This is a genomic window from Neobacillus sp. SuZ13 (genome assembly GCF_030123365.1).
GTDB lineage: Bacteria > Bacillota > Bacilli > Bacillales > Cytobacillaceae > Neobacillus.
Genome location: NZ_CP126107.1, coordinates 2,926,287 through 2,948,035, shown reverse-complemented (window position 1 = coordinate 2,948,035; position 21,749 = coordinate 2,926,287). Strand labels below are relative to the sequence as shown.

Below are 21,749 nucleotides of genomic sequence, written 5' to 3'. Positions count from 1 at the left end.
CTCGGTCCAAAAAAATTCCTTGGATTGGGTTTCTTTTATTTGAATTAATATACAATTACAACAGCTATTTTATTTAAAAGGCCGGGTTTGTTCTTGTAAAAAATGGTACAAAGCGCCAATCATTCCAGCATCGTTTTGATATTTACATAGTTCAACAGGTACCTTGAATACTTTCCACCATGTAATACGGTCAAGTTGATGATTAATCATGCTTAACAATTCTTGTTGATTGGCCACTCCCCCGCCAATTAATACTTTTTGAGGGTTTAAGGTTACAGTAAGGTTATAAATTCCATAACTTATGTTTTTTATCCAATCATCAATTAGTTTTCTAACCGAATGATTATTATTAGAATCCAAAAAAACTGTTTCTCCATCAATATTTTCGTTTTCACTTAAGCCTTTTAATTTTTTATAGGAATGAATTAAGGCAGATGTAGAAGCATTCGAATGCCATAATTCAAATTGCCCTCTTTTAGCCCGGTTCTTCATAAACCCAAATTCACCGCCTCTAAAACTGTGACCACGCAAAAGCTTCCCGTTAGTGAAAATCCCTCCGCCAACTCCGGTTCCCAATGTTATACAAATAAAATCCGTACAATTTTTTGCATTTCCACTGATGCTCTCGGCTAACGCAGCACAATTCCCATCGTTTTCTATTTCAATCGGAAGGGAAGTTTTGGCTTTTAATAATTCTTTTAGATTTTGTTTACTTAATGCCTTTACAGAACCTGCTGCTTCAGAATACCCCGTATGGGGATTAATAAATCCCGGTAAACTAATAGCAATCCCACTCACAATAGTATTACTTGTGTACATGTTAATTGTATCTATCATGTCTTTTAGAAATAGTTCCAGGTTGATTGGACGGGTATTATAGCTACCATTTGAGAGAACAGTTCCATTCTCTAATAATAAACCGTACTTAACTTTTGTCCCGCCTACATCGAAACAGATGTACTTTTTCAAATTACTTCCTCCAGACTAATCTAGTTTTAGGTGGGATCGTTATTCATTACCTTAATAATTACTCCCTCATCCGAGGTAGGTTTTTCGAACTCTTCGTAGTAAATTTTTTTTAATAAATTTTCTGGTAATCGTTTCAACACTTTATTACGTTTTTTACAAATATCAAAGTTGGTATCAACATGAAATATTTCCAAAGTTAGCCCGAATTCTTTAGCAACCTCGATCCATCTATTACGACGCTCTCTTGTCCTGTTTGTGGAATCCACAACTACTTTATGGCCGCTTTTAAGTAACGTCCGGACCATGAGTTCAGCTGATTTCCATACTTTTGGTTCAGCCTTAGCTTTATAAACGTGGCCATGTAAAGCTAGCCTGAGATCATCAATAGATACGCGTGTCCACCCTTGTTCCTGAAGTGTTTTCCCGTAAGTTGATTTTCCACTTAGTGGAATCCCGCACATAATTCCAAGTTTCACCATACATCTCCCCTAAGTACTGTTATCAATGCTTCTCCTATATTAAATGCTTGAATACATTAAGAAGTTAATTTTTGGGATACCCATTTTTCTATTACGCCTTCATCATTTCTATAACTGGACAATTGTTGATATTAACTATACCTTTACATCATTCCGGCATTGATTATTTTTGATTGTTGGAAAAAGAGACCCTACATATTCCTACCTCAATAGAGATCCTTTGCCCTCCAAATTCTCAAATAACCTAAAAATACAAAGTAGAGACTGACCTAAAAAGTCGTTTGATTACCTTTAGACCAGTCTCTTTTTTAAATGAGCAAAGAAGTTAATTTTATTGATTTATTTTCCTGGTTTCGGTCGTTTAGGTTTTCCTAGTTTCCGCGATTTTGGTTTTCCTGGTTTCGGCGATTTTGGTTTTCCTGGTTTCGCCGGTTTTGGTTTTTCTGGTTTTGTCGGTTTTGGTTTTTCTGGTTTTGTCGGTTTTGGTTTTTCTGGTTTTGGCGGTTTTGGTTTTTCTGGTTTCGGCGGTTTTGGTTTTCCTGGTTTTGGCGGTTTCGGTGGGATCGGACATTCAGTTGCTGTATCAGTCTCGGTTTCGGTCTCCGTCTCGGTTTCGGTCTCCGTTTCCGTTTCGGTCTCCGTCTCCGTTTCCGTTTCGGTCTCCGTCTCCGTCTCCGTTTCCGTTTCGGTCTCCGTCTCCGTCTCCGTTTCGGTCTCCGTCTCGGTCTCCGTTTCAGTTTCCGTTTCAGTCTCCGTCTCGGTCTCCGTTTCGGTCTCCGTTTCGGTCTCCGTCTCCGTCTCCGTTTCGGTCTCCGTCTCCGTCTCCGTTTCGGTCTCCGTCTCCGTCTCCGTTTCGGTCTCCGTCTCCGTCTCCGTTTCGGTCTCCGTCTCCGTCTCCGTTTCGGTCTCCGTCTCGGTCTCCGTTTCAGTTTCGGTCTCCGTTTCAGTTTCGGTCTCGGTTTCAGTCTCCGTCTCGGTCTCCGTTTCGGTTTCGGTCTCCGTCTCCGTTTCAGTTTCGGTCTCCGTTTCAGTTTCGGTCTCGGTTTCAGTCTCCGTCTCCGTTTCGGTCTCCGTCTCGGTTTCAGTCTCGGTTTCGGTCTCCGTCTCGGTCTCCGTTTCCATCTCGGTTTCACTAGATTTAAAATAAACATCAAATATCCCAGGTAAACAAACGCCGTATCCATCCGGCAAATTTTCAAAATATAATCCATTAGCTTGTTGTGAAAATTGATCTTCAGTTAACGGAAATGAAGAAGAACTAAGTTCAAAATGTTGACAATGACCAGGAAGGATTCGATGGGGGCTAAGATCTGTTATTAATGCTTGGAAATTTCCAAAACATTTTGGTTCACCTGCATCCATGTCTAGCCTTTCATTAATATCTGTTTCTGAACCTTCGCCCGGAGGCAGAAGATAAATCGTTCCTGTGTTCTTTGTATTGAAACAGATGGCTCCAATTTCTCCGGTAGTACCGTTATTACCTACTGTAATTATTACATTACTTGGACGCTTATTACTTTGAGTTACTTTTATGAAACCTGATATAGTTTCCCCTTCTGTAGGGTTAAATATGGACATATCTGTTATTCACCTCTTTGAAAATATATCTACAGTTCTTCATTTTTCTTTAAATAGTAAATATTTTCGCTTAGACACAAACGTTCCTTTCCATTAATTTAAAAATAAACATATTAATATTCTATTTCTTACACAGATTAAGGTTCATTAAATAAACAAATAAGCAGCCCATTTTAAATTAGGAAATACACACAGGAAATTTTTTGAATTTCAATTTTACGAATTCTTTCAAAACAAATATGTTGTTTTACAAAATTTCTTTTTGGACAAAGTTTGTTAACAGCAATAAGGAGATCAATAAATAATCAGTGGAATAATACCCATCGTCATCAAATTTTGAAATTACATTATACCGTGGAAGACTGGCTCCAAAGTTCAAGCATTCCGCTAATTTGTCCCCCCACCAATACGATATACACGAATATCACCTCCATTTGGTACAAAATTAATATCATTTTTAGTTGAAATCACAACTTGCTCTTTCTTTTTTACGCTTGCCTTTAAAGTTGGCAATCAAATTTTCTGCCATGTACTTACCTGGAAGTGCATGTAACCACTGAAATCCCTCATTTTCACCCATTCCATTCTTTCCTATTTACATAGTATGTTAGTGATTAAAGACGAGAGGTGAATCATGAAGAAGAAAGTGTTAATTACCGGTGTTGCTGGTTTTCTCGGATCACATCTGGCAAAGGATTTACTGGATGATGGTACTATATTGGTGGGAATTGATAACCTATCATCCGGAAAAATGACTAATATAACAAATCTGCCGGAAGACCGCTTACTTTTATAAATATAGATGTTTGTTCCCCATTAGTTGCTACACATCCTGCTATACAAAATATCTCGGAAATCTATCATTTAGCTTCACCTGCTTCCCCGAAATATTATCAGGCAGCTCCTTTCGATACCATTAATGTGAATACGATTGGCACGAAGAATATGCTGGAATTAGCCAGAAAAAACAATGCTAAGATGGTTTATACCAGTACAAGCGAGGCTTATGGTGATCCGGAAGTTCATCCACAGCCTGAAACCTATAGGGGGAATGTCAATACATGGGGGCCTAGAGCGTGTTATGATGAGTCAAAGCGTCTTGGTGAAGTTCTTTGTTATAAGTTCTATAAGCAATATCAAACAAAGGTCAAAGTTGCCCGTATCTTTAATACCTATTCGGCTGGACTTGCCAATGATGACGGCAGAGTTATTTCAAATTTTGTCACTCAAGCATTAAAAGGAGACCATATTACAGTTTATGGAGATGGAACACAAACACGCTCGTTCTGCTATGTGACCGATACCATAAGAGGATTAAAGCTTTTGATGGAAAAGGATGAGTCAAATGGAGAGATTATTAATATCGGTAATCCTGTGGAATACTCTATTTTAAACGTGGCACGTTTGATAAAGGCTTTAGCTAATTCAACTAGCACGATCACATTCCATCCACTTCCACAAGATGATCCGAAGGTCAGAAGACCTGTGATAGAAAAAGGAAAAGCACTTTTAGGTTGGAGTCCCACGGTTTCTTTGGAAGATGGATTGAAGGAAACAATTCGTCAGTACAGGTTCAAGCTAAATATTAAAAAATAAGACTTAATTTCTTTGCCTGGTTGATTTTGTCCGGGCTTATTTTTCTTTCAGACAAAGTCATTCAACGCTCTTGGTGCATATAATTTCTTACCTATAACTTTGGAATGGGTTTAATTAATCACATTTTTGGGAAAATAGCCTAATTCCCCCTAGTAATGATGAAGTCCTAATCAAATTACTTTTAAATGCATACCATAAAGAGGCAAGGAATTTTATATGGTAAATAAAAGCTTTGATTACTAAAAAAGCTATCAAGTATGATTAGGGCAAACAGGCTAGGAAGTTCCATCAAAGAAAGGAGTAAAAAGTTGAAAGGAATTATAATTGCTGGGGGCAGTGGATCACGACTTAGTCCTTTAACAAAAGTTATTTCAAAATCGCTTTTACCTGTCTATGATAAACCAATGATATATTACCCCCTTTCAATTTTAATGGAGGCAGGTATACGTGAAATATTAATTGTAACAACTCCCCAAGATAAATTAAGATTTATGAAGTTATTAGGAAATGGATCAGACTTAGGGATTTCGATATGTTATGAAGTGGAGCCATCACCAAAAGGGATTGCACAAGCTTTTATTATCGGAGAGCAATTTATTGGAGATGATAATGTTGCATTAATATTGGGTGATAATATCCTTTTTGGAAACGGTCTAACAGAGCTACTACAAAAATCAATGACTAAGAAAACCGGTGCTACCATTTTTGGGTATTACGTAAATGATCCCATAAGGTTTGGAGTGGTAGAATTTGATCAAAGAGGCAAAGCTATTTCCATTGAAGAGAAACCGAAAAATCCAAAATCCAACTACGCAGTAATAGGATTGTATTTTTATGACAATCGGGTTGTAGAAATAGCAAAAAATTTAATACCATCCGAACGAGGAGAATTGGAAATTACCGATATTAACAAGAGATATTTATTAATGGACGAGCTGGATGTTGAAGTTTTGGAAGAAGGATTTACTTGTATTGATTCCGGAATTCATAGTTCATTGTTTGAAGCATCACAATGTGTAAAAGAATTAGAAGAAAACTTAAATATTAAAATTGGATGCATAGAGGAAGTAGCTTTTAAGAAGGGATTTATTACGGAAGAGCAGTTATTTTCATTATCGACTCCGCTCCTTAAAACTGATTATGGAAAATACTTGATGAAGATTGCAACAAAAAATAAAGATCTATTCTAAATGAAAAAATTAATTCTTACTGCTTTCTCCTTTTATATTAAATTAGGCAGATCCTCCTTTACATTCCTACAAATAAACTCTCTTATGATCCAAAACTTTCAATATTTAAAAAATAGCAGTTGAAAAATGAAATTATGACATCTTTATTGAATGACGAAAATAACCGTAAACCAGGCCCAACCAAGTGGACAAAGACAGAGAAAACCTGTATTTTCCTTCAACATTGGGCCGACGGTACCTAGCCTTTCTTAAACAACTATTTATATAAAATTCGGGAAACAAATTATTAAGTATAAAGAATTAACAGAGGATGAAAAAAACTGAAAGTTCTCGTTACAGGGGGATTAGGTTTCATTGGGTCACATCTTGTGGACCAATATATTCATAATGGGTATGAAGTTGTTATACTGGATAATCTTTCAACTGGATCTTTGTCTAATCTAAATCCAGAGGCCCGTTTTATTAACATATCTCTTTTAGATGATTCTCTCGAAGATTGTTTGGATAAAGAAAAACCAGACATTATAAACCACCACGCTGCACAAGTAAATGGGGATTGTTACTCGTCCCCATATTATAAGATGAAAATGGTTTTAACACGATAAGTCTAACGTTTTCAGTAATAACTAATTGCATTACCAATTCTCAAATGAAATAAGGTCCAAGTCCTTTGAAGCCCTTAATAAGTCATCATCAGTTGGTGAAAATCCAATATGCTCCCTTGCTTCTCTCAGTGATCTTAATTTTCTCATGATATATTTAATGGAGTGATACTTCATAACATAGTTACCGTATGTTTCATATTCACTGAACCCTGACCTCTGAATGTCTTTCGGATCAATAGCATACATTATTTTTTCATAAAAATAGTTACCTTTTAATTGTTTATTACTCTCGATTTTATTGATTAATTCAATCATTATTTTTGTATCAATAATCATATGCTCTGCTATAAATGACTGGTTATTGTATTTCTTTACTTCACCATTAAAAAGTTTTTCAATAGTGTCAAAATAAGGTTTATGGTATTCAGTCTTCATGGTAAATAAATATTTATCGGTCTGATCATCAAAAAATGAAATGCCATTAAGCGGTATTGTATCAGAATCCCAAATAACATAATGTTCTTTTTTACATAATGTCGCATAAGCCATCTTAAGAAATTGTTGCAGGTACCAGCCGCTCCACCAGGGGTTCCTGTAATATTATTCATGATCGATTAAATTGTGTAAAATGTCATTGCGTGATAAATCTCATCTTCATTTATAAATTCCAATTTTTCATAAACCGGTAACGAAACTTCTATTTCCTTGGGACCAATAAAAATAATTTTTTCATGTGAAAGCATTTTAATAATAAATGGTATATTTGTGTTCGCCAAGGGCAAATCTTCTTTAGCAACAGGTATGTATAATCACATCAAACGTTTTGGTATTATCCATTAAAATTCCTCTTTTCATTATTTATGAATTTGAACACTTTATAGTGTTATTAATCTATTTTGCATGGATATTTATTAAGACCTATGAGAAGAGAAATCTTCATTACACATTGTCTCTTCTCTTAGGCTGCTCTAACATCCAAATATGATGGGGTAACTATTCCAAGGATCATATTCAATAAACAGGAACATATTTTGTCTGTTTAAATGTCTGTAAAAAGGACTATCGGATACAGCTAAAATATCGCTATAATACAATATATAGTAATGGGAAAGTAATCTTTAGTGAGGGGATCCTTTCATACAAGTCATATGAAGTTACAGGGTTGTACTCTTCGAAATCATTTATTACATGATATATGTCTTTGCTTTTCAGAAAAATGTATTTCAATATCGAATGGCCAAATCGGCCTTTCTTATCCAATGGTGGATATAACACCATGATGAGTGTTCAAATCATTGACCTTCTTTTTTTATGGCTTGCACCATATCGTCCCAGCCCATATACAAACGCACAATATCTTCTTCTTCGAGTACACTGCCCATCTGTACTTCAATTATTTCAAGTTCAGTAATCGCTTTAATACTATGTTTGGACCCTTGAGGAATTTTGAGTACATCATTGGTTTTAACAGGAATTATTTTATCGTCTAATACGAAAATACCTTGTCCAGAAACAATTGTCCAAACTTCATCACGAAATTGATGATATTGATAACTTATATTTTCTCCTTTGTTGATTACTAATTTTTTTGTCAAAACATCATATTGATTATATTTGCTATAATCCAAGACTTTATACCAGCCCCATCTTCTTTCTTCAAACATTGGCCGCCGATTAATCGTTTCTACATATTTTTTTAATTTGGAGCTCTCGTTTTTTTGAGCAACTAAGATTCCATCGTAACTGCATGCTATGACTGAATCCACCATACCCAATGTGACAACGGGAATATCTAAATCATTAATAATATGGGTATTCCTGCATTCGTCGGAAATGATCGCATTTCCCAATATAGGCTGTCCAATTTCTTCGGTAAAAGTGTTCCACGTCCCTAAGTCTTTCCATGGTCCATTGTATTCGACAACAACAATGTTATTGGTTTTTTCAAGGATTTGATAATCAAAACTTATTTTTGGGAAAGTGCTGTAAAGATTTAGAAGTTCTTCATAATTGATCGGCAACCCATTTTTTCGTAAATAATTTAGGATAAATTCAACTTTAAATGCGAACACTCCACAATTCCAAAGGCCATTTTCTTGTGAAATCAAGTGCTCGGCTTCTTTTTCCGAAGGTTTTTCTTTAAAGTATTTAACAGTTTGATAGGAATAACCAGATGTTGAGACTACTTTACTTTCAGGGATGATATACCCATATTTTCCGGATGGATAAGTTGGTTTTGCACCTATTAATGCCAGATTAGCATTTGAGTGTGACAATATGGTTTCCAAACTCTCAATGGTCTCAAAATAATCATCTTTTACGTATGAGTCAACTGGTACAATACATATAATTTCACTGGAAGATACCTTTTGTATGGAATGTAAGTAAGTGATGGCTAATATAATTGCGGGGAACGTATCTTTTCTTTCTGGTTCAACAATAAGGGGAACATGTTCTCCAAGTTGATTACGAATAATATCGACTTGTGTTTTTGAGGCAGTAATATAGGAAGCCTTTTCAAGATTTTTGGAGCTTAATTGTCTCCAAATCCTTTGAACCATTGACTCTTCTTCGTTTACGTTTTTTAGTAATTTCAAGAATTGTTTTGCGCGGGTATCATTTGATAATGGCCACAATCTCTTTCCAGACCCGCCTGATAGTAAAACAATTTTCATAATACACCTACCCTTAATCGTATTCATAACCATGTTGTTTTAAAAGTTTGATTCGCTCTGCTTCTTTTACATCTTCTTGGATCATTTCCTTTATTAACGTGTCTAATGTGTAGGATGGAGCCCATCCCAGTTTCATTTGCGCTTTGTTTGGATTTCCAATTAATAAATCTACTTCTGTAGGCCGATAAAATTTAGGATCAACCGAAACAACGATTTTCCCCTGCTCCAATTGATAACTAGGATTACTGCAATTTTTCACAATTCCTTTTTCATTTTCTCCATTACCTTCGAAGTAAATTTCAATTCCAAGTTCCGAAAATGCTAATCTAACAAACTCCCTTACTTCCGTAGTGATTCCTGTGGCAATAACATAATCATCCGGCCGGTCTTGCTGGAGAATCAGCCACATAGCTTTAACGTAATCCAATGCATGCCCCCAATCCCTTTTTGCATTCAGATTTCCAAGAAGTAGTACATCTTGCAATCCGGTTGCAATCCTGGCCACCCCTTTTGTAATTTTTTTCGTAACAAAAGTTTCGCCTCTTAAGGGGCTCTCATGGTTAAATAGAATTCCGTTGCAGGCAAATAAATTATAAGATTCGCGATAATTTTCTGTGATTCAGTATGCGTATAATATAGCTACTGCATATGGACTTCTTGGATAAAAAGGAGTTGATTCTGATTGGGGTATCTCTTGGACCTTGCCATATAATTCAGAACTCGATGCTTGATAAATTCTTGTTTTATTTTCAAGGTTTAGAATTTTTACTGCTTCTAATATTCTTAGCGTTCCCAGTGCATCCACATTAGCTGTAAACTTAGGGGATTCAAAACTAACCTGCACATGACTCATCGCTGCAAGATTGTAGATTTCAGAAGGCTGAATGGAAGATATTAACCGAAATAGACTTAAAGAATCCGTCATATCCCCCTCATGAAGAAAAAAATGTTCATTCAACAGTAAAGGTTTAATTCGAGGGGTGTTATCTATAGAACTCCTCCTTTTAAGTCCGTGTACCGTATACCCTTTTCCAGCAAATATTTAGCAAGATATGCACCATCTTGTCCAGTCACACCGGTGATTAAGGCCGTTTTCCCCATTTGATCGTTCCTTTTCTTGTAAAATTTGATACTATAGAAATAATTTATGAAAAAAACTTATAAAAGTGAGGGCGATCATCTTAGTAATTTTTAATTAATAGGTACAAACTTTTGATCCTTCCCTGCATAAAATAAGTTGTGAGGTTAGTATACGAGGGGTGAAGTAATGAGTTTTTTCAAAGGAAAAAGTTATGGTTACTGGAGGAGCCGGATTTCTTGGAACTCATGTGGTAGAACTTCTAAAAACGAAAGATTGCAAGGATATTTTGATTCCAAGAAGTAAGTTCGTTGACTTAAGAAATCAGGAAGCTTGTTTTAAATATATTGAAAAAAATAGGCCAAATATTGTTATTCATTTAGCAGCCTCTGTTGGAGGAATTGGTGAAAACAAAAAAAATCCAGCATTATTTCTTTATGACAACCTAAGCATGGGACTTCACTTATATGAAGCTTCCCGTATCTACAATGTTGAAAAACTTATAACCTGTGGAACAATATGTTCTTATCCAAAATATACAAAGGTTCCCTTTAAGGAAGATGACATTTGGGAAGGATATCCGGAGGAAACGAATGCCCCATATGGTCTGGCAAAAAAAATTTTATTAGTACAAGGCCAAGCATACAGGCAACAATATGGTTTTAATTCTATTTATTTATTACCGGTTAATTTATAATGGACCTGGAGAAAACTTCGATTTGGAATCTTCGCATGTTATTCCCGCGTTAATTAGAAAATGTTTGGAAGCAAAGGAGAAAAAACAAGATTCAATCACTGTTTGGGGAACAGGAGAAGTGACAAGAGAATTTTTATATGTAAAAAGATGCAGCAGAAGCAATCGTGCGTGCTGCCGAAATTTATAACGGGGCAGAACCTATTAATATTGGAACAGGCGAAGAAATATTTATTAAAGGATTTAGTATCATTAATAGCAGAAAAAACTAACTTTACCGGTGAAATCATTTGGGATCAAACGAAACCAGATGGCCAACCAAGAAGATGTCTTGATATTACCAGAGCAAAGAATATACTTGACTTTGAAGCCAAAACCAGTTTATCCGATGGATTGGATATGACAATCGAATGGTATCGGAGCAATATAAAAGGAGAGTAAAACACGAACTTTAGTACTCCCCTTTTTTTGATTTGAAAGAATAATGCCCTACATGCCTAGTAGGTCTTTCGATCTATCCATAATCGTTTTTTGAATAATTGATAGCTTTTTTTGACTATCTTCCAAGGATGCTCCTTTAACTCCAAAATAAAATTTCGCTTTAGGCTCTGTTCCGGAAGGACGAAGGCAAAACCAGGAGCCATCCTCCAAATGGTATTTTAACACATCAGAGCGAGGCAAGTTAATCATCGTTGCAGTATTTTCCCCAGTTCGAATGGATGTGAAGTAATCTTCAATTACTGTTACTTTGATTCCTGCGACTTTATTTAGTTGTTCACTTCTAAACCTCGCCATCAGATTGCCAATTTGTTTGGCTCCATCTTTTCCTTTTAAAGTAATGGATTGGAGTGATTCCTGATAAAAACCGTATTTATTAAAAATTGATAATAAACCTTCATACATTGTCATCCCTTTGGATTTATAATAGGCAGCAACTTCTGCCGCAAAAACAGCCGTTTGGACGGCATCTTTGTCACGAACAAAATCACCGATCAGGTACCCATAACTTTCTTCGTAACCAAAAAGGAATGTATATATGCCTAATTGTTCAAACTCTTTAATCTTTTCTCCAATAAATTTAAATCCCGTTAAGGTATCGATTGTCGTGATTCCGTAGTGGTCTGCTATAGCTTTGCCAATTTCTGAAGTAACGATGGTTTTAATGACGGCACCTTTCGAAAGAAGAACACCCTTCGCCCGTTTTTGAGATAACAAATACTCCAGCATTAAAGCGCCCATTTGATTTCCCGTCAAAACTACGTATTCCCCATCACAGTTTTTAACAGCCACGCCTAATCGATCAGCATCGGGATCAGTTGCTATTAATATATCGGCATCGATTTTTTCACCATATTGGATCGCTAACGTAAAAGAGGCGTGGTCTTCCGGGTTTGGTGATTTCACGGTAGAAAAGTACGGATCAGGATGCTCTTGCTCTTTAACAATCGTTACGTTTTCAAAGCCAAATGCCTCAAGCCCGGCACGAACAGACTTATTTCCCGTACCATGTAACGGGGAATATACTATTTTCAAGTCTTTTGCTACATTTTTAACGATCTTAGGATTTAATTGGAGTTTTTTTAATTGTTCAATATAAGCTTGATCTATTTCTTCACCGATATACGTTAATAATCCACTTGAAAGAAGTTCTTGTTCATTTGCTACTTCAATTGTTAACTCATTTTCTATGGAATTCACATATTGGATGATAGATTCTGCCGCTTCAGGTGGAATCTGCCCTCCATCTTCCCCATATACTTTAAAACCATTGTATTCCGGTGGATTATGACTGGCAGTAATCACAACTCCGGAAAATGCATGTAAATAGCGAACGGCAAAGGATAATATCGGCGTTGGCCGAATCCAATCAAATAAATAAACTTTAATACCATGCTTACCAACTGTTTTTGCAACTTCCAAAGCGAATTCTGGCGATTTATGACGTGAATCGTAAGCAATAACTACTCCATTTAGTTTTGCATGGTTACCTTGTTTTGCCATATACATAGCAAGACCTTCCGCAGCTCTGCGAATTGTAAATATATTCAACCGGTTTATGCCCGGGCCAAGCTCACCTCGCATACCACCGGTACCAAATTCTAAGTGTTTATAAAAACAGTCTTCAAGTAAATCTTTATTTTTTTTTAATTCAAACAATTTATCTTTTAAATCTTTACCTAAGTTACTAAAGGATATCCATTTTTCTGCATGTTCTAACCAACTCAAAGCAAATTCCTCATTTCTTGAAAATACATTTTGAGTAAAGATGTAAATATACAACAAGAGAGAATAGATCTAAGGAGTATAAAAAAGCAGTGGGTGTTAGCAGCAATAACAACGTAAAATTGAACAGAGCTCCGTGTTAACAATATAGTAAATGCTAAAAGTGTTTATTTTGATAGGGACAAGTTATGTGGTCAATTCGTACATTTTTAGTTATTAAACATTCTGCTCTCGAGTCAATCTCCACCGTCTAGATTGGAAAAAAAGGGTCAGAACCCCAGTGTAGTTAAGTGTTACAGCACCGGGGGTCTGACCCAAAAACATTACACGCTAGATATTAGTAATAGTAGGTGAATATTTGAAAGTTTTTACAAAATCAACGAGGCATGATTCACAAAGGTCAAATTTCCATCGTTCTTCATCAAAAACTGACTCATATCCAAAAGATAAATTCAAGGAATGGAATTCATCTTGTTCGAAGCCGAAGTCAGTTATTTCTTTAGACTTCCCACATTTATTGCAAGTGATAGATTTCAGAACTTTTTTTGTTACTTGTATTTCTTCATATTCTTTCATTGAAATCCCCCATCCATTGATTCATAAGTTCTAGCATCATTCTTCTATTTATTACACCACACATCATAAGCAGTCTGAAGACACAGCCATAACAAACAAAGCTTTGTTAGAGGAATAATGTGATGGACATGAATAAAATCTTTTCCTACTTGCCCATATGTATTTTCAAAGTTCATTTCACATACCTGACATTGAACACCATAATAATCCATACATTACTTACGAGCAATTGGATTTCGTTCATATATATTAACACTAACTGATTTACGTTTCCCTTCCTCCAATGTACCAGCAACTTCATCAGGATAGTATCCTTCGGTCAAATTATGTTCAAAGAAAGACATGATATAATCACGCAATTCTCCAGTAAGTTTCATGGCACCTTGAATATTCCCTTTTAAACCAAGATCACGTAATTTAGCAAGAGACAAGTCAGGAGTATTGACCTCATCTACCAATCTCACCCGTGAACGCTCATATTCTTGTTATTGTTCATATTTTTCTTCATCTAACCAGAAGGTATTATCATAAGTAATATGACGATCTTGTACTAGACCTTCTATTACCTCCACTTTATAAAGGACTTTCCTAACATTACCGGATACAGATATAAATAAAATATCGCCATTTTCATAGTTGTAGGAGCGCTTCCAGTCTATCGTATTATAATAACTAAATGCCCCCTCAACATCATAATCATTTGGATTAGCTGGTATTAACCAAAAACGACGTGCATTCTTATGTCCACTTTCTTCAAGTTCTCTACGGCTGTTTGTCGCAATTTCTATAGGTGCAACAATTTTAATTGATTAAGAAATAAAAAGATATCAAACTATTTATGATACAATTGATAGATAGACAAATATTTACATAGATTAGGGAGTGGAGTATTGAAATCGATCTTATTAAAATTAGGTTTATTAACAACTCTTTCTGTTGGTTTAGTTGCTGGAAAAGCATCAGCAGAAGAAATGGATTGGGCTACAAAATGTTTGTCAATGGGTGATATTCAGACAGGTAAAAATCCATCTTATCAACAAATTAATTGTTTATTAACAAACGCAGCATTAAGTAAGAATATACCACCTGAAGTTGTAAAAGCGGTCGCTGAGCAAGAATCTGCTTGGAGGCAGTTTGATGATTACGGTAAAGTCGTTTCTGACGCTCCGGATAATGCTAAGATTAGAGGCTATGGCATTATGCAAGTTACTGACTCTGTTCCAGATCCTGAAAGAGTTAAGAGCGATATTATTTATAATATCGAGCAAGGTTTGAATATTTTAAATGCAAAGTATAAATTACAAAATCCAACTAGTGATCCTAGAATACCTAAAATAGCGGGTGCTGGAAGAGCAATCATTGAAAACTGGTATTTTCCTGTCATGGCATACAATGGCTTAGTGCCACCGAACAGCCCAATTTTCCGTACAGGTGGAGCTAGAAATTGGACTACATATCAAGATCAGGTATTTAGTAAAATTGAAGATGGAAGCTTTTACAATGATACCAACTTAGCTCAGTATCCATTTGAGTATAATGATTTCGATTACAAAACAGATAACAGTACAGTTTTTAAGTTTAATAAATTTGACTATGTTTTAACCGATGGGCTCCATGAGTCAGGTTATTTGCTAAAAAAAGGTGACGTTGTAATAGTTACCGAAAATAAGACGAAATTAAGAGAGCAGCCTACCCAAGATTCTAAGTTTAGTGAACAACCTTTAAATAAGAGCTTTATTATCACTGGAGATTTTGAATACACTAAACTAGGTAGCACAGATTATAATGAAAAGCACTATGTTTGGTTCCCAGTTAAATCTGCTGATGGAGCATTATCAGGTTATATCTCATCTGCTTATCTAGCAAAAAAGAAAGATTTCGTTGCTCCAATTGTAACTGGAGTTAAAAAAAATTCGTATTATAATAAAGATGTAAAGATTACTTTTGATGAAGGTACATCCTTATTAAATGGAGCTATTTTCAAAAATGGCGCTACAGTTACAAAAGAAGGGAAATACACGTTAGTTGTGAAAGATGAAGAGAGTAACACAACAACAATTACGTTTACAATTGATAAAACAAGACCTGTTACACCATCGATGAATAGTGTTTCAGATCTTTCGACTACTGTAACAGGGAAAGCTGAAGCTGGATCAACAGTTAGATTATCAATCAACGGTAAGTACCAAAAAAGCACAACAGCGGCATCTAGTGGCATCTACAAATTTACGATTTCGAAGCAAAAAACCGGAACAACAATTAGTGTAACTGCTACCGATAAAGCAGGAAATGTAAGTGCACCGAAGAATTTAAAAGTCGTTGATAAGACGCCACCAGTTATTCAAAGTGTTAATAAAGTCACTTCTAAATCTAAAACTGTAACTGGAAGCGCCGAAAAATACGCAGCAGTGAAAATTTATAGAGGAAGTACACTTATTGGCAAAGGGTCTGTTTATTCAAATGGCAAATTTTCAGTACCTATAAAAACTCAGAAAGCTAAAACATATTTAAAGGTTTACGTTATTGATAAAGCTGGTAATAAAAACTACCGTACGATTAAGGTCGTAAAATAATTAATACGATGCGATAAGAAGTGGATCTCTTATTGCTTCGTATTTTTTAAGGCAATCTGGATATGAAATTGGCGTTGGAAATCGTTTAACAAATCCTGATGATACTACTGCATTAGAAAGAGGCAGTTTAATTTTTGAAGCCATTTATTCGCAATTATCATTAAACAGATCATAATTGCCTTTATCTATGTAATTTCAGCTAAAAGACAAAGTATTCAAAGGGATACTGCCCTATATTTGTGAGTAAAAAAGTAGTGGTTAATCATGTCAATAATCACTACTTTTTTGATTTTATGTATAGTTATTATGGTCACGCTGAAGTATCTGAGCATCTGGTATTAAAAGAATTATTTATGTCGTATTTACCACAAAATTCCTTTGTATTATCATGAGGAATAAAAAGAATATCAGGATTAAGTTCTTTTAGGTTCATTATCATTTTTTTACCAAGCTCTTGGCCTCGATGAGATGGGTTAAGAGTAATATGTTGAATTTGCATTAGATGTTCATTAACAAATAAAACCCCAACTAATCCAACAAGCCCTTCATCCTCTCTCCATAAAAAGAGTTGGTGGTCTTGTGCCGTTTCATAAAGGTTCATAGTCGATTGAAGCCTTTGCAGATTTTTCTCATTTGGCATAAAAGATAATAAGCCCATTGCTACTTTTTTATAACTTTTTTTATAACGTATCAGCATAATAATTCCTCATTTAATTGAAATTGATTGTTGGACTGTTCAAGGATTGCTGTTTTATTTTGTAAATAATGCACGCATATTGATAAAACTTAATTCCATACTACGAACAATGTACCATACAAATGGACAAAGAGATTTACAAACCGATTGAATTTTTATTACAAATTAATTACAAAAATTCAGAAAAATTCTGCTGACTCATATTTAGATACTAAATATGTATTTACCAATTTATTTGTGTCTCTCCAGTCGGATCCCAACCATGTAACAAATACCTTCCAACTGAAGGGAAAGTCTAACAAATGGATGATTTTAATACTTAAAAAAACAATTATGTTAACTGGTCTTTTATTTTTGTCCGTTCATCATTCCAAGTACATAAGCTTGTAAATAAGCCTACAACTGTAATTGTCAGACTTGATAATAAAAAAGTCTCTTTAGAAAGTAACAATCCTCCTAGACAAATAACCAATGCATCGATAATAAATATCATTATCCCAACATTAATTTTAAATATCTTCGATAAAAATTGTGCTAATAAGTCTGTCCCTCCTGTACTTGTTTCATGGCGAAGCATGATCCCAATACCTAAACCAACAAATATACCACCTAATATAGAGCTAAAAACAGGAGGGATATGTAACGGTATAAAAGCTCGTGAAGAAGATAACAAATCAATAACAATTGATGAAAACAACATTCCAGAGAGACTATTATAAAAGTAACGTTTGTTATAAAACCAAGCTAAGGCAAATATAGGAATACTCAAAAATATAATTGCTAGCCCTGGTTTCATTCCTGTTAAATACTTAATAATCAAACTTATACCGATTATTCCACCGTCAAGTAATTCAAATGGAACTAAAAAGAAATTAATCCCAATTGATAACAATAAACTTCCAAGCATTACTGCAAACATCTTTTTTAGAATATACATGCTTACTTATCACTCCATAGTAATGGACACTAAACAGTCTTTCATTTGAGATAAAAGTATTTTCTTCTGTTCAGTCATGGTATTGGTTGTCCATGATCGCAGAACTTCTAACTAGTTCTACAATATTGTCGTAACCCACTCGAAAAGATACCCAAAGCATTAATAATCCGATAATCACAGTAAAAACTCCATCTAAAAAATGAATTTGGGTAATGGCTGTAAATACTACTGCAATCATTGCTAACAGAGCACTTGTTACCGAAACAAGATCTTCAAAGAAGATAAACCTTGTTGGTGGAGCCGCTTTACTCACATTTTTAAAAGATTGAAGCACTAATCTAAATCCTTTTTCAATTACCCTAGAATCTTCATTAATTTCTTTCATAGCTTTTATTAAGACGGCTCCATCAATAACGAGGTTTAGAACTAAAATCAAAACGTTAATGAGTAGACCTCTACTTGGTTCAGAAGGGTGCCATATTAAATGACATCCCTCATTTATCGTTTCAATTGCCATAGTTAAGACAACCAATGCGGCAATTATACTAAAAATATAGTTCAAGGATTCAAATCCATTTGGAAATCGTTTTGTCGGTTTTTTTTGTGATAAAACACTGCCCATAAAAATGAAACCTTGGTTCACTGCATCCCCTAAAGAGTGCATGGCAGCTGCATACATGGCTCCACTTCCACTAATTGCTCCAGCTATAAACTCTATAACAGCAATAAGCATATTTCCTGTCATAGCTAATGCTGAAGATTGGTTACCATTTTTTATGTACTTAATCACCTGTTTAATTTCCATATTCTTTGGTTACCTCCCCCAATTCATTTCTTATAGTTCCCCAAAACAAATAGGAAATATTGATAAAAATGACTTTTATTAATTTATTAAGATTCAAAAAAGAAAAAAAGTATTTTATGGACCTTACTATGTAAAATCCGTCTAACTTAAAGAGGATGTATTCCGCAGTAAAATATAGCAGTTTGTTCTATGAATGCAAAAAAGAGCCTAAATATACAAGAAGTGAATAAATACTTGCATATTTCAGGCTCTTAAGTTTTTTTCCTTCGTTACTTTGAGAGTTCCGTCTTAATTTTCGATAAAAATAACAACGCAGCCTAATCTAAGTAATCACGATCATTATCCAAAATAGACAAACTATTTGATTCAAAAATATACTCGTCCATTGATTGAATTAAGAATCTAACAAACGTAAAGAGACTCATTCCAATTCGACATTATTCATTGCTTATTTGTCAGTTTATTTCAATCAATAAGCTAATTGTAATAAAATAAATCCCTCTTAATAAAGAGGGATTTATCATTAAGCATGCGCTTCTTGATTTGAAGTTTTTACTATTTCTAATGACTTGATATGGTAGCCGTCTACCTTAATCACCTTAAACTCATAATTGCCATGATAAAGTTTTTCGCCTTCGGCAATATCCATTTTTTGTGACAATATCCAACCACCGATGGTATCTATATCCGTATCATCTAGATCAAGTCCGAATAAATCATTCACTTCTTCGATTAGGACTTTCCCATCCACGATGGTTTTATTTTCACTAATCTTATTGATTTCATTAACCTCATCGGCATCAAATTCATCACGAATTTCACCGACAATTTCCTCAAGTATATCCTCCACTGTTACTAATCCAGCTGTTCCGCCATATTCATCCATTAGGATAGCCATATGAATGTGGTCTTTCTGCATTTTAAGCAACAAATCGTGTATGGCAATTGATTCAATCACCTGGATGACAGGGCGTACATAATGTTCGATTGGAGTTTCTAGTTTCTTGTTGATAATATAATCCGTGAGAACCTCTTTCATATTGACCATACCGACTATGTTATCTTTTTCACCATCGATAACTGGGTATCTGGTATAATTTTCGTTTTTTACGATTTCAAGACATTCTGCTAACATTTGAGATTTATCAAAGGCAACAATTTCGGTACGTGGAACCATGATTTCTTTTGCAATTCGATCATCAAATTCAAAAATGTTGTTCACATATTTAAATTCAGATTGATTAATTTCCCCGCTTTTATAGCTTTCAGTAATGATCAATTGAAGTTCTTCTTCAGAGTGTGCAGCTTCATGTTCAGAAGCAGGCTTTAATCCAAAAATCCCGACAATTAATCGAGCAGAGCCATTGAGTACTTTAATAAAAGGATACATTACTTTATAAAAAAGGATCATTGGTCTAGCAAGAAGTAATGTGACCAGTTCTGCTTTTTGTATAGCCAAAGTTTTAGGTGCAAGTTCTCCCACTACGACGTGAATAAAAGTAACCGATGCAAAAGCAATAATAAATGAAGCAATAGTTGAAACAGACTCAGGTAGGTTCAAGCTGACCAACAATGGATGGAGGATATGCTCTACCGTCGGTTCACCTAGCCAACCTAAACCTAATGCTGTTACCGTAATACCTAACTGACATGCTGATAAATATTCATCTAAGTTAGATACAATCTTTTTAGCAGCGATGGCATTTTTATTTCCTTCAGCAACTAGTTGATCAATTCGTGTACTACGGATTTTTACAATAGCAAATTCATATGATACGAAAAATGCGGTTAATGCAATTAGAATTGCTATTACAATCAAATTAATAATTATCAATAGTCTCCTCACTTTTTGTTATAAAGTGAGGAATACACCTCCTGGTTGTTTAAAAAATTTAGTTAATACTTTAAATGATATTGTTAATCTTCTTGTTCTTCATTATTTCCTTGAAAGAAAATCATCACAAATTTTAATAATTCAAGAACAGAAATCAGTGCTGCTGCTACATAAGTCAAAGCAGCTGCTCCTAAGACTTTTTCTACTCCTCTTTCTTCATCTTGTCGTATGATTCCTTCTGCGATTAAATATTCATTTGCACGAGAACTAGCATTAAATTCAACTGGCAAAGTTATGACTTGGAAAGCAACTGCTGCTGAGAAGAGAATAATACCAAGTCCAATAAGTGAAGTTTGGTGAAGGAAAATACCTCCCATCAACAAGAATGGAGCTATACCAGAAGTAATATTCACCATCGGGAACATTCGATGTCTTAAAACTAGTGCTCTATAAGACTCTTTATCTTGAACTGCATGCCCTACTTCATGAGCAGCAACCGATATTGATGCAATGGAACGACCATAATAAACATCCTCTGATAATCGAACCACTTTTGATATAGGATCGTAATGGTCAGATAAACGCCCTGGAACGGCTTCGACTGGGATATGATATAACCCATGTGAATCTAAAATCTTCCTAGCCACCTCTGCACCTGACATCCCAGAGGAAACTCCTATCTCCGACCATTTATTAAAATTTCCTTTTACTTTAAACTGTGCCCAGATTGATAATCCAAAAGCAATGAAAATCAAAATATCCATTGGATGGAATAACATTTAAAAAATTCACCTCAATATGTTTTTAAGCAAATAATAATAACAATGATTGAGCTAATGTAACACCCTGTAAGGATAGTTTATTTACGAGCATTTCTTTTTCATTTCTGTCTAATTTTTGTAGGACAGGCTCCATTGCCTTGATTTCCTGTTTAAGATGGTCCATGAGAACAGCAATCTGTTCACAATGTTTTGCCACTTTCTCATGATCTATTGTCTTTTCTGAATGAACCATTTTAATGTAGGATTTAATTTCCTCAAGTGGAAGATTAAGAGTTTTGTAGTGATCAACCAATTCCAAGATATGAATAGAATCTTCTCCATACAGCCGATAATTAGAATCGGTCCTTACAGGGTTTAGTAAGCCAAGTTGGGTATAATAATCAATTGTTCTTTTTGATATGTTCATTAAACTGGCTATTTCCCCAATTCGATACAACTTCCCAACTTACTCACCCCTT

Annotated in this window: 23 protein-coding genes and 1 pseudogene; 8 read left to right on the top strand and 16 right to left on the bottom strand. The window is 35.0% G+C overall.

The window, feature by feature from the left end:
* Positions 1-69: 69 nt before the first annotated feature.
* The 4 genes from QNH17_RS14385 to QNH17_RS14370 form a co-directional block, all read right to left on the bottom strand.
* Positions 70-969, bottom strand: a complete 900-nt coding sequence (locus QNH17_RS14385) for an ROK family protein (protein WP_283879306.1) — start codon at positions 967-969, stop codon at positions 70-72.
* Between the two features lie 26 nt (positions 970-995).
* Complete coding sequence (locus tag QNH17_RS14380) at positions 996-1,445, bottom strand: AAA family ATPase (protein WP_283879305.1); 450 nt, start codon at positions 1,443-1,445, stop codon at positions 996-998.
* Positions 1,446-1,787: 342 nt separating this feature from the next.
* Positions 1,788-3,026, bottom strand: a complete 1,239-nt coding sequence (locus QNH17_RS14375; RefSeq protein WP_283879304.1) for a hypothetical protein — start codon at positions 3,024-3,026, stop codon at positions 1,788-1,790.
* Between the two features lie 457 nt (positions 3,027-3,483).
* Positions 3,484-3,606 (bottom strand): hypothetical protein, encoded by a 123-nt coding sequence (locus tag QNH17_RS14370; protein WP_283879303.1) that lies wholly within the window; start codon positions 3,604-3,606, stop codon positions 3,484-3,486.
* Between the two features lie 54 nt (positions 3,607-3,660).
* Here QNH17_RS14370 and QNH17_RS14365 point away from each other — a divergent pair, with 54 nt between their 5' ends.
* From QNH17_RS14365 to QNH17_RS30025, 4 genes are all read left to right on the top strand, one after another.
* The gene (locus QNH17_RS14365) at positions 3,661-3,822 is read left to right on the top strand and encodes a GDP-mannose 4,6-dehydratase (protein ID WP_283879302.1); all 162 of its coding nucleotides are present in this window, start codon (positions 3,661-3,663) and stop codon (positions 3,820-3,822) included.
* Complete coding sequence (locus QNH17_RS14360) at positions 3,819-4,622, top strand: GDP-mannose 4,6-dehydratase (RefSeq protein ID WP_349632588.1); 804 nt, start codon at positions 3,819-3,821, stop codon at positions 4,620-4,622. The genes QNH17_RS14365 and QNH17_RS14360 overlap by 4 nt, the downstream gene beginning before the upstream one ends.
* A 308-nt stretch (positions 4,623-4,930) precedes the next feature.
* A complete protein-coding gene (gene rfbA / locus QNH17_RS14355; RefSeq protein WP_283879301.1) occupies positions 4,931-5,812 on the top strand; it encodes a glucose-1-phosphate thymidylyltransferase RfbA in 882 nt (293 codons plus the stop codon).
* A 368-nt stretch (positions 5,813-6,180) separates the two neighbouring features.
* Entirely contained in the window at positions 6,181-6,417 is a 237-nt protein-coding gene (locus tag QNH17_RS30025; protein WP_481858601.1) for an NAD-dependent epimerase/dehydratase family protein, read from the top strand.
* A gap of 30 nt (positions 6,418-6,447) precedes the next feature.
* Here QNH17_RS30025 and QNH17_RS14350 read toward each other — a convergent pair whose 3' ends face one another.
* The 3 genes and pseudogenes from QNH17_RS14350 to gmd all read right to left on the bottom strand — a co-directional run bounded on the left by QNH17_RS14350 (position 6,448) and on the right by gmd (position 10,193).
* Positions 6,448-6,984 carry a DUF6492 family protein gene (locus QNH17_RS14350; RefSeq protein ID WP_283879505.1) on the bottom strand — a complete coding sequence of 179 codons (537 nt, stop codon included), beginning with the start codon at positions 6,982-6,984 and terminating at the stop codon, positions 6,448-6,450.
* Between the two features lie 725 nt (positions 6,985-7,709).
* The gene (locus QNH17_RS14345) at positions 7,710-9,092 is read right to left on the bottom strand and encodes a sugar phosphate nucleotidyltransferase (protein ID WP_283879300.1); all 1,383 of its coding nucleotides are present in this window, start codon (positions 9,090-9,092) and stop codon (positions 7,710-7,712) included.
* Positions 9,093-9,105: 13 nt separating this feature from the next.
* Positions 9,106-10,193, bottom strand: a pseudogene (gene gmd, locus QNH17_RS14340) (GDP-mannose 4,6-dehydratase).
* A 191-nt stretch (positions 10,194-10,384) separates the two neighbouring features.
* Here gmd and QNH17_RS14335 point away from each other — a divergent pair.
* The 3 genes from QNH17_RS14335 to QNH17_RS14325 are packed head-to-tail and all read left to right on the top strand — an operon-like array spanning position 10,385 to position 11,305.
* Entirely contained in the window at positions 10,385-10,867 is a 483-nt protein-coding gene (locus QNH17_RS14335; protein WP_283879299.1) for an NAD-dependent epimerase/dehydratase family protein, read from the top strand.
* Entirely contained in the window at positions 10,827-11,054 is a 228-nt protein-coding gene (locus QNH17_RS14330) for an NAD-dependent epimerase/dehydratase family protein (RefSeq protein WP_283879298.1), read from the top strand. The genes QNH17_RS14335 and QNH17_RS14330 overlap by 41 nt, the downstream gene beginning before the upstream one ends.
* Complete coding sequence (locus QNH17_RS14325) at positions 11,036-11,305, top strand: Rossmann-fold NAD(P)-binding domain-containing protein (RefSeq protein ID WP_283879297.1); 270 nt, start codon at positions 11,036-11,038, stop codon at positions 11,303-11,305. The genes QNH17_RS14330 and QNH17_RS14325 overlap by 19 nt, the downstream gene beginning before the upstream one ends.
* A gap of 48 nt (positions 11,306-11,353) precedes the next feature.
* Here QNH17_RS14325 and QNH17_RS14320 read toward each other — a convergent pair whose 3' ends face one another.
* The 3 genes from QNH17_RS14320 to QNH17_RS14310 form a co-directional block, all read right to left on the bottom strand.
* Complete coding sequence (locus QNH17_RS14320; RefSeq protein WP_283879296.1) at positions 11,354-13,090, bottom strand: phospho-sugar mutase; 1,737 nt, start codon at positions 13,088-13,090, stop codon at positions 11,354-11,356.
* 327 nt (positions 13,091-13,417) lie between these two features.
* Positions 13,418-13,663, bottom strand: a complete 246-nt coding sequence (locus QNH17_RS14315; protein WP_283879295.1) for a hypothetical protein — start codon at positions 13,661-13,663, stop codon at positions 13,418-13,420.
* A 215-nt stretch (positions 13,664-13,878) separates the two neighbouring features.
* Positions 13,879-14,127 carry a hypothetical protein gene (locus QNH17_RS14310; protein WP_283879294.1) on the bottom strand — a complete coding sequence of 83 codons (249 nt, stop codon included), beginning with the start codon at positions 14,125-14,127 and terminating at the stop codon, positions 13,879-13,881.
* Positions 14,128-14,553: 426 nt separating this feature from the next.
* Between QNH17_RS14310 and QNH17_RS14305 the strand changes: the two genes are divergently transcribed.
* Complete coding sequence (locus tag QNH17_RS14305) at positions 14,554-16,236, top strand: Ig-like domain-containing protein (RefSeq protein ID WP_283879293.1); 1,683 nt, start codon at positions 14,554-14,556, stop codon at positions 16,234-16,236.
* Positions 16,237-16,546: 310 nt separating this feature from the next.
* On the opposite strand, the gene QNH17_RS14300 is transcribed toward QNH17_RS14305, so the two are convergent.
* The 6 genes from QNH17_RS14300 to QNH17_RS14275 all read right to left on the bottom strand — a co-directional run bounded on the left by QNH17_RS14300 (position 16,547) and on the right by QNH17_RS14275 (position 21,727).
* Positions 16,547-16,933, bottom strand: coding sequence for a GNAT family N-acetyltransferase (locus tag QNH17_RS14300; protein WP_283879292.1), 387 nt, complete (start codon positions 16,931-16,933; stop codon positions 16,547-16,549).
* Between the two features lie 331 nt (positions 16,934-17,264).
* Positions 17,265-17,870 (bottom strand): YitT family protein, encoded by a 606-nt coding sequence (locus QNH17_RS14295; protein WP_283879291.1) that lies wholly within the window; start codon positions 17,868-17,870, stop codon positions 17,265-17,267.
* 70 nt (positions 17,871-17,940) lie between these two features.
* Complete coding sequence (locus tag QNH17_RS14290) at positions 17,941-18,675, bottom strand: cation diffusion facilitator family transporter (RefSeq protein WP_283879290.1); 735 nt, start codon at positions 18,673-18,675, stop codon at positions 17,941-17,943.
* A 523-nt stretch (positions 18,676-19,198) separates the two neighbouring features.
* Positions 19,199-20,509, bottom strand: coding sequence for a hemolysin family protein (locus tag QNH17_RS14285; RefSeq protein WP_283879289.1), 1,311 nt, complete (start codon positions 20,507-20,509; stop codon positions 19,199-19,201).
* 83 nt (positions 20,510-20,592) lie between these two features.
* Positions 20,593-21,288, bottom strand: coding sequence for a zinc metallopeptidase (locus tag QNH17_RS14280; RefSeq protein ID WP_283879288.1), 696 nt, complete (start codon positions 21,286-21,288; stop codon positions 20,593-20,595).
* A gap of 25 nt (positions 21,289-21,313) precedes the next feature.
* On the bottom strand, positions 21,314-21,727 hold the full coding sequence (locus QNH17_RS14275; protein ID WP_283879287.1) for a MerR family transcriptional regulator: 414 nt from the start codon (positions 21,725-21,727) through the stop codon (positions 21,314-21,316).
* Positions 21,728-21,749: the final 22 nt, after the last annotated feature.

Bases quoted from the DNA above. Each gene is read 5' to 3' on its own strand.
- QNH17_RS14375 (WP_283879304.1), bottom strand. From the start codon at position 3,026: ATGTCCATATTTAACCCTACAGAAGGGGAAACTATATCAGGTTTCATA.
- QNH17_RS14370 (WP_283879303.1), bottom strand. From the start codon at position 3,606: ATGGGTGAAAATGAGGGATTTCAGTGGTTACATGCACTTCCAGGTAAG.
- QNH17_RS14365 (WP_283879302.1), top strand. From the start codon at position 3,661: ATGAAGAAGAAAGTGTTAATTACCGGTGTTGCTGGTTTTCTCGGATCA.
- QNH17_RS14345 (WP_283879300.1), bottom strand. From the start codon at position 9,092: ATGAAAATTGTTTTACTATCAGGCGGGTCTGGAAAGAGATTGTGGCCA.
- QNH17_RS14335 (WP_283879299.1), top strand. From the start codon at position 10,385: ATGGTTACTGGAGGAGCCGGATTTCTTGGAACTCATGTGGTAGAACTT.
- QNH17_RS14330 (WP_283879298.1), top strand. From the start codon at position 10,827: ATGGTTTTAATTCTATTTATTTATTACCGGTTAATTTATAATGGACCT.
- QNH17_RS14315 (WP_283879295.1), bottom strand. From the start codon at position 13,663: ATGAAAGAATATGAAGAAATACAAGTAACAAAAAAAGTTCTGAAATCT.
- QNH17_RS14300 (WP_283879292.1), bottom strand. From the start codon at position 16,933: ATGCTGATACGTTATAAAAAAAGTTATAAAAAAGTAGCAATGGGCTTA.
- QNH17_RS14295 (WP_283879291.1), bottom strand. From the start codon at position 17,870: ATGTATATTCTAAAAAAGATGTTTGCAGTAATGCTTGGAAGTTTATTG.
- QNH17_RS14290 (WP_283879290.1), bottom strand. From the start codon at position 18,675: ATGGAAATTAAACAGGTGATTAAGTACATAAAAAATGGTAACCAATCT.
- QNH17_RS14280 (WP_283879288.1), bottom strand. From the start codon at position 21,288: ATGTTATTCCATCCAATGGATATTTTGATTTTCATTGCTTTTGGATTA.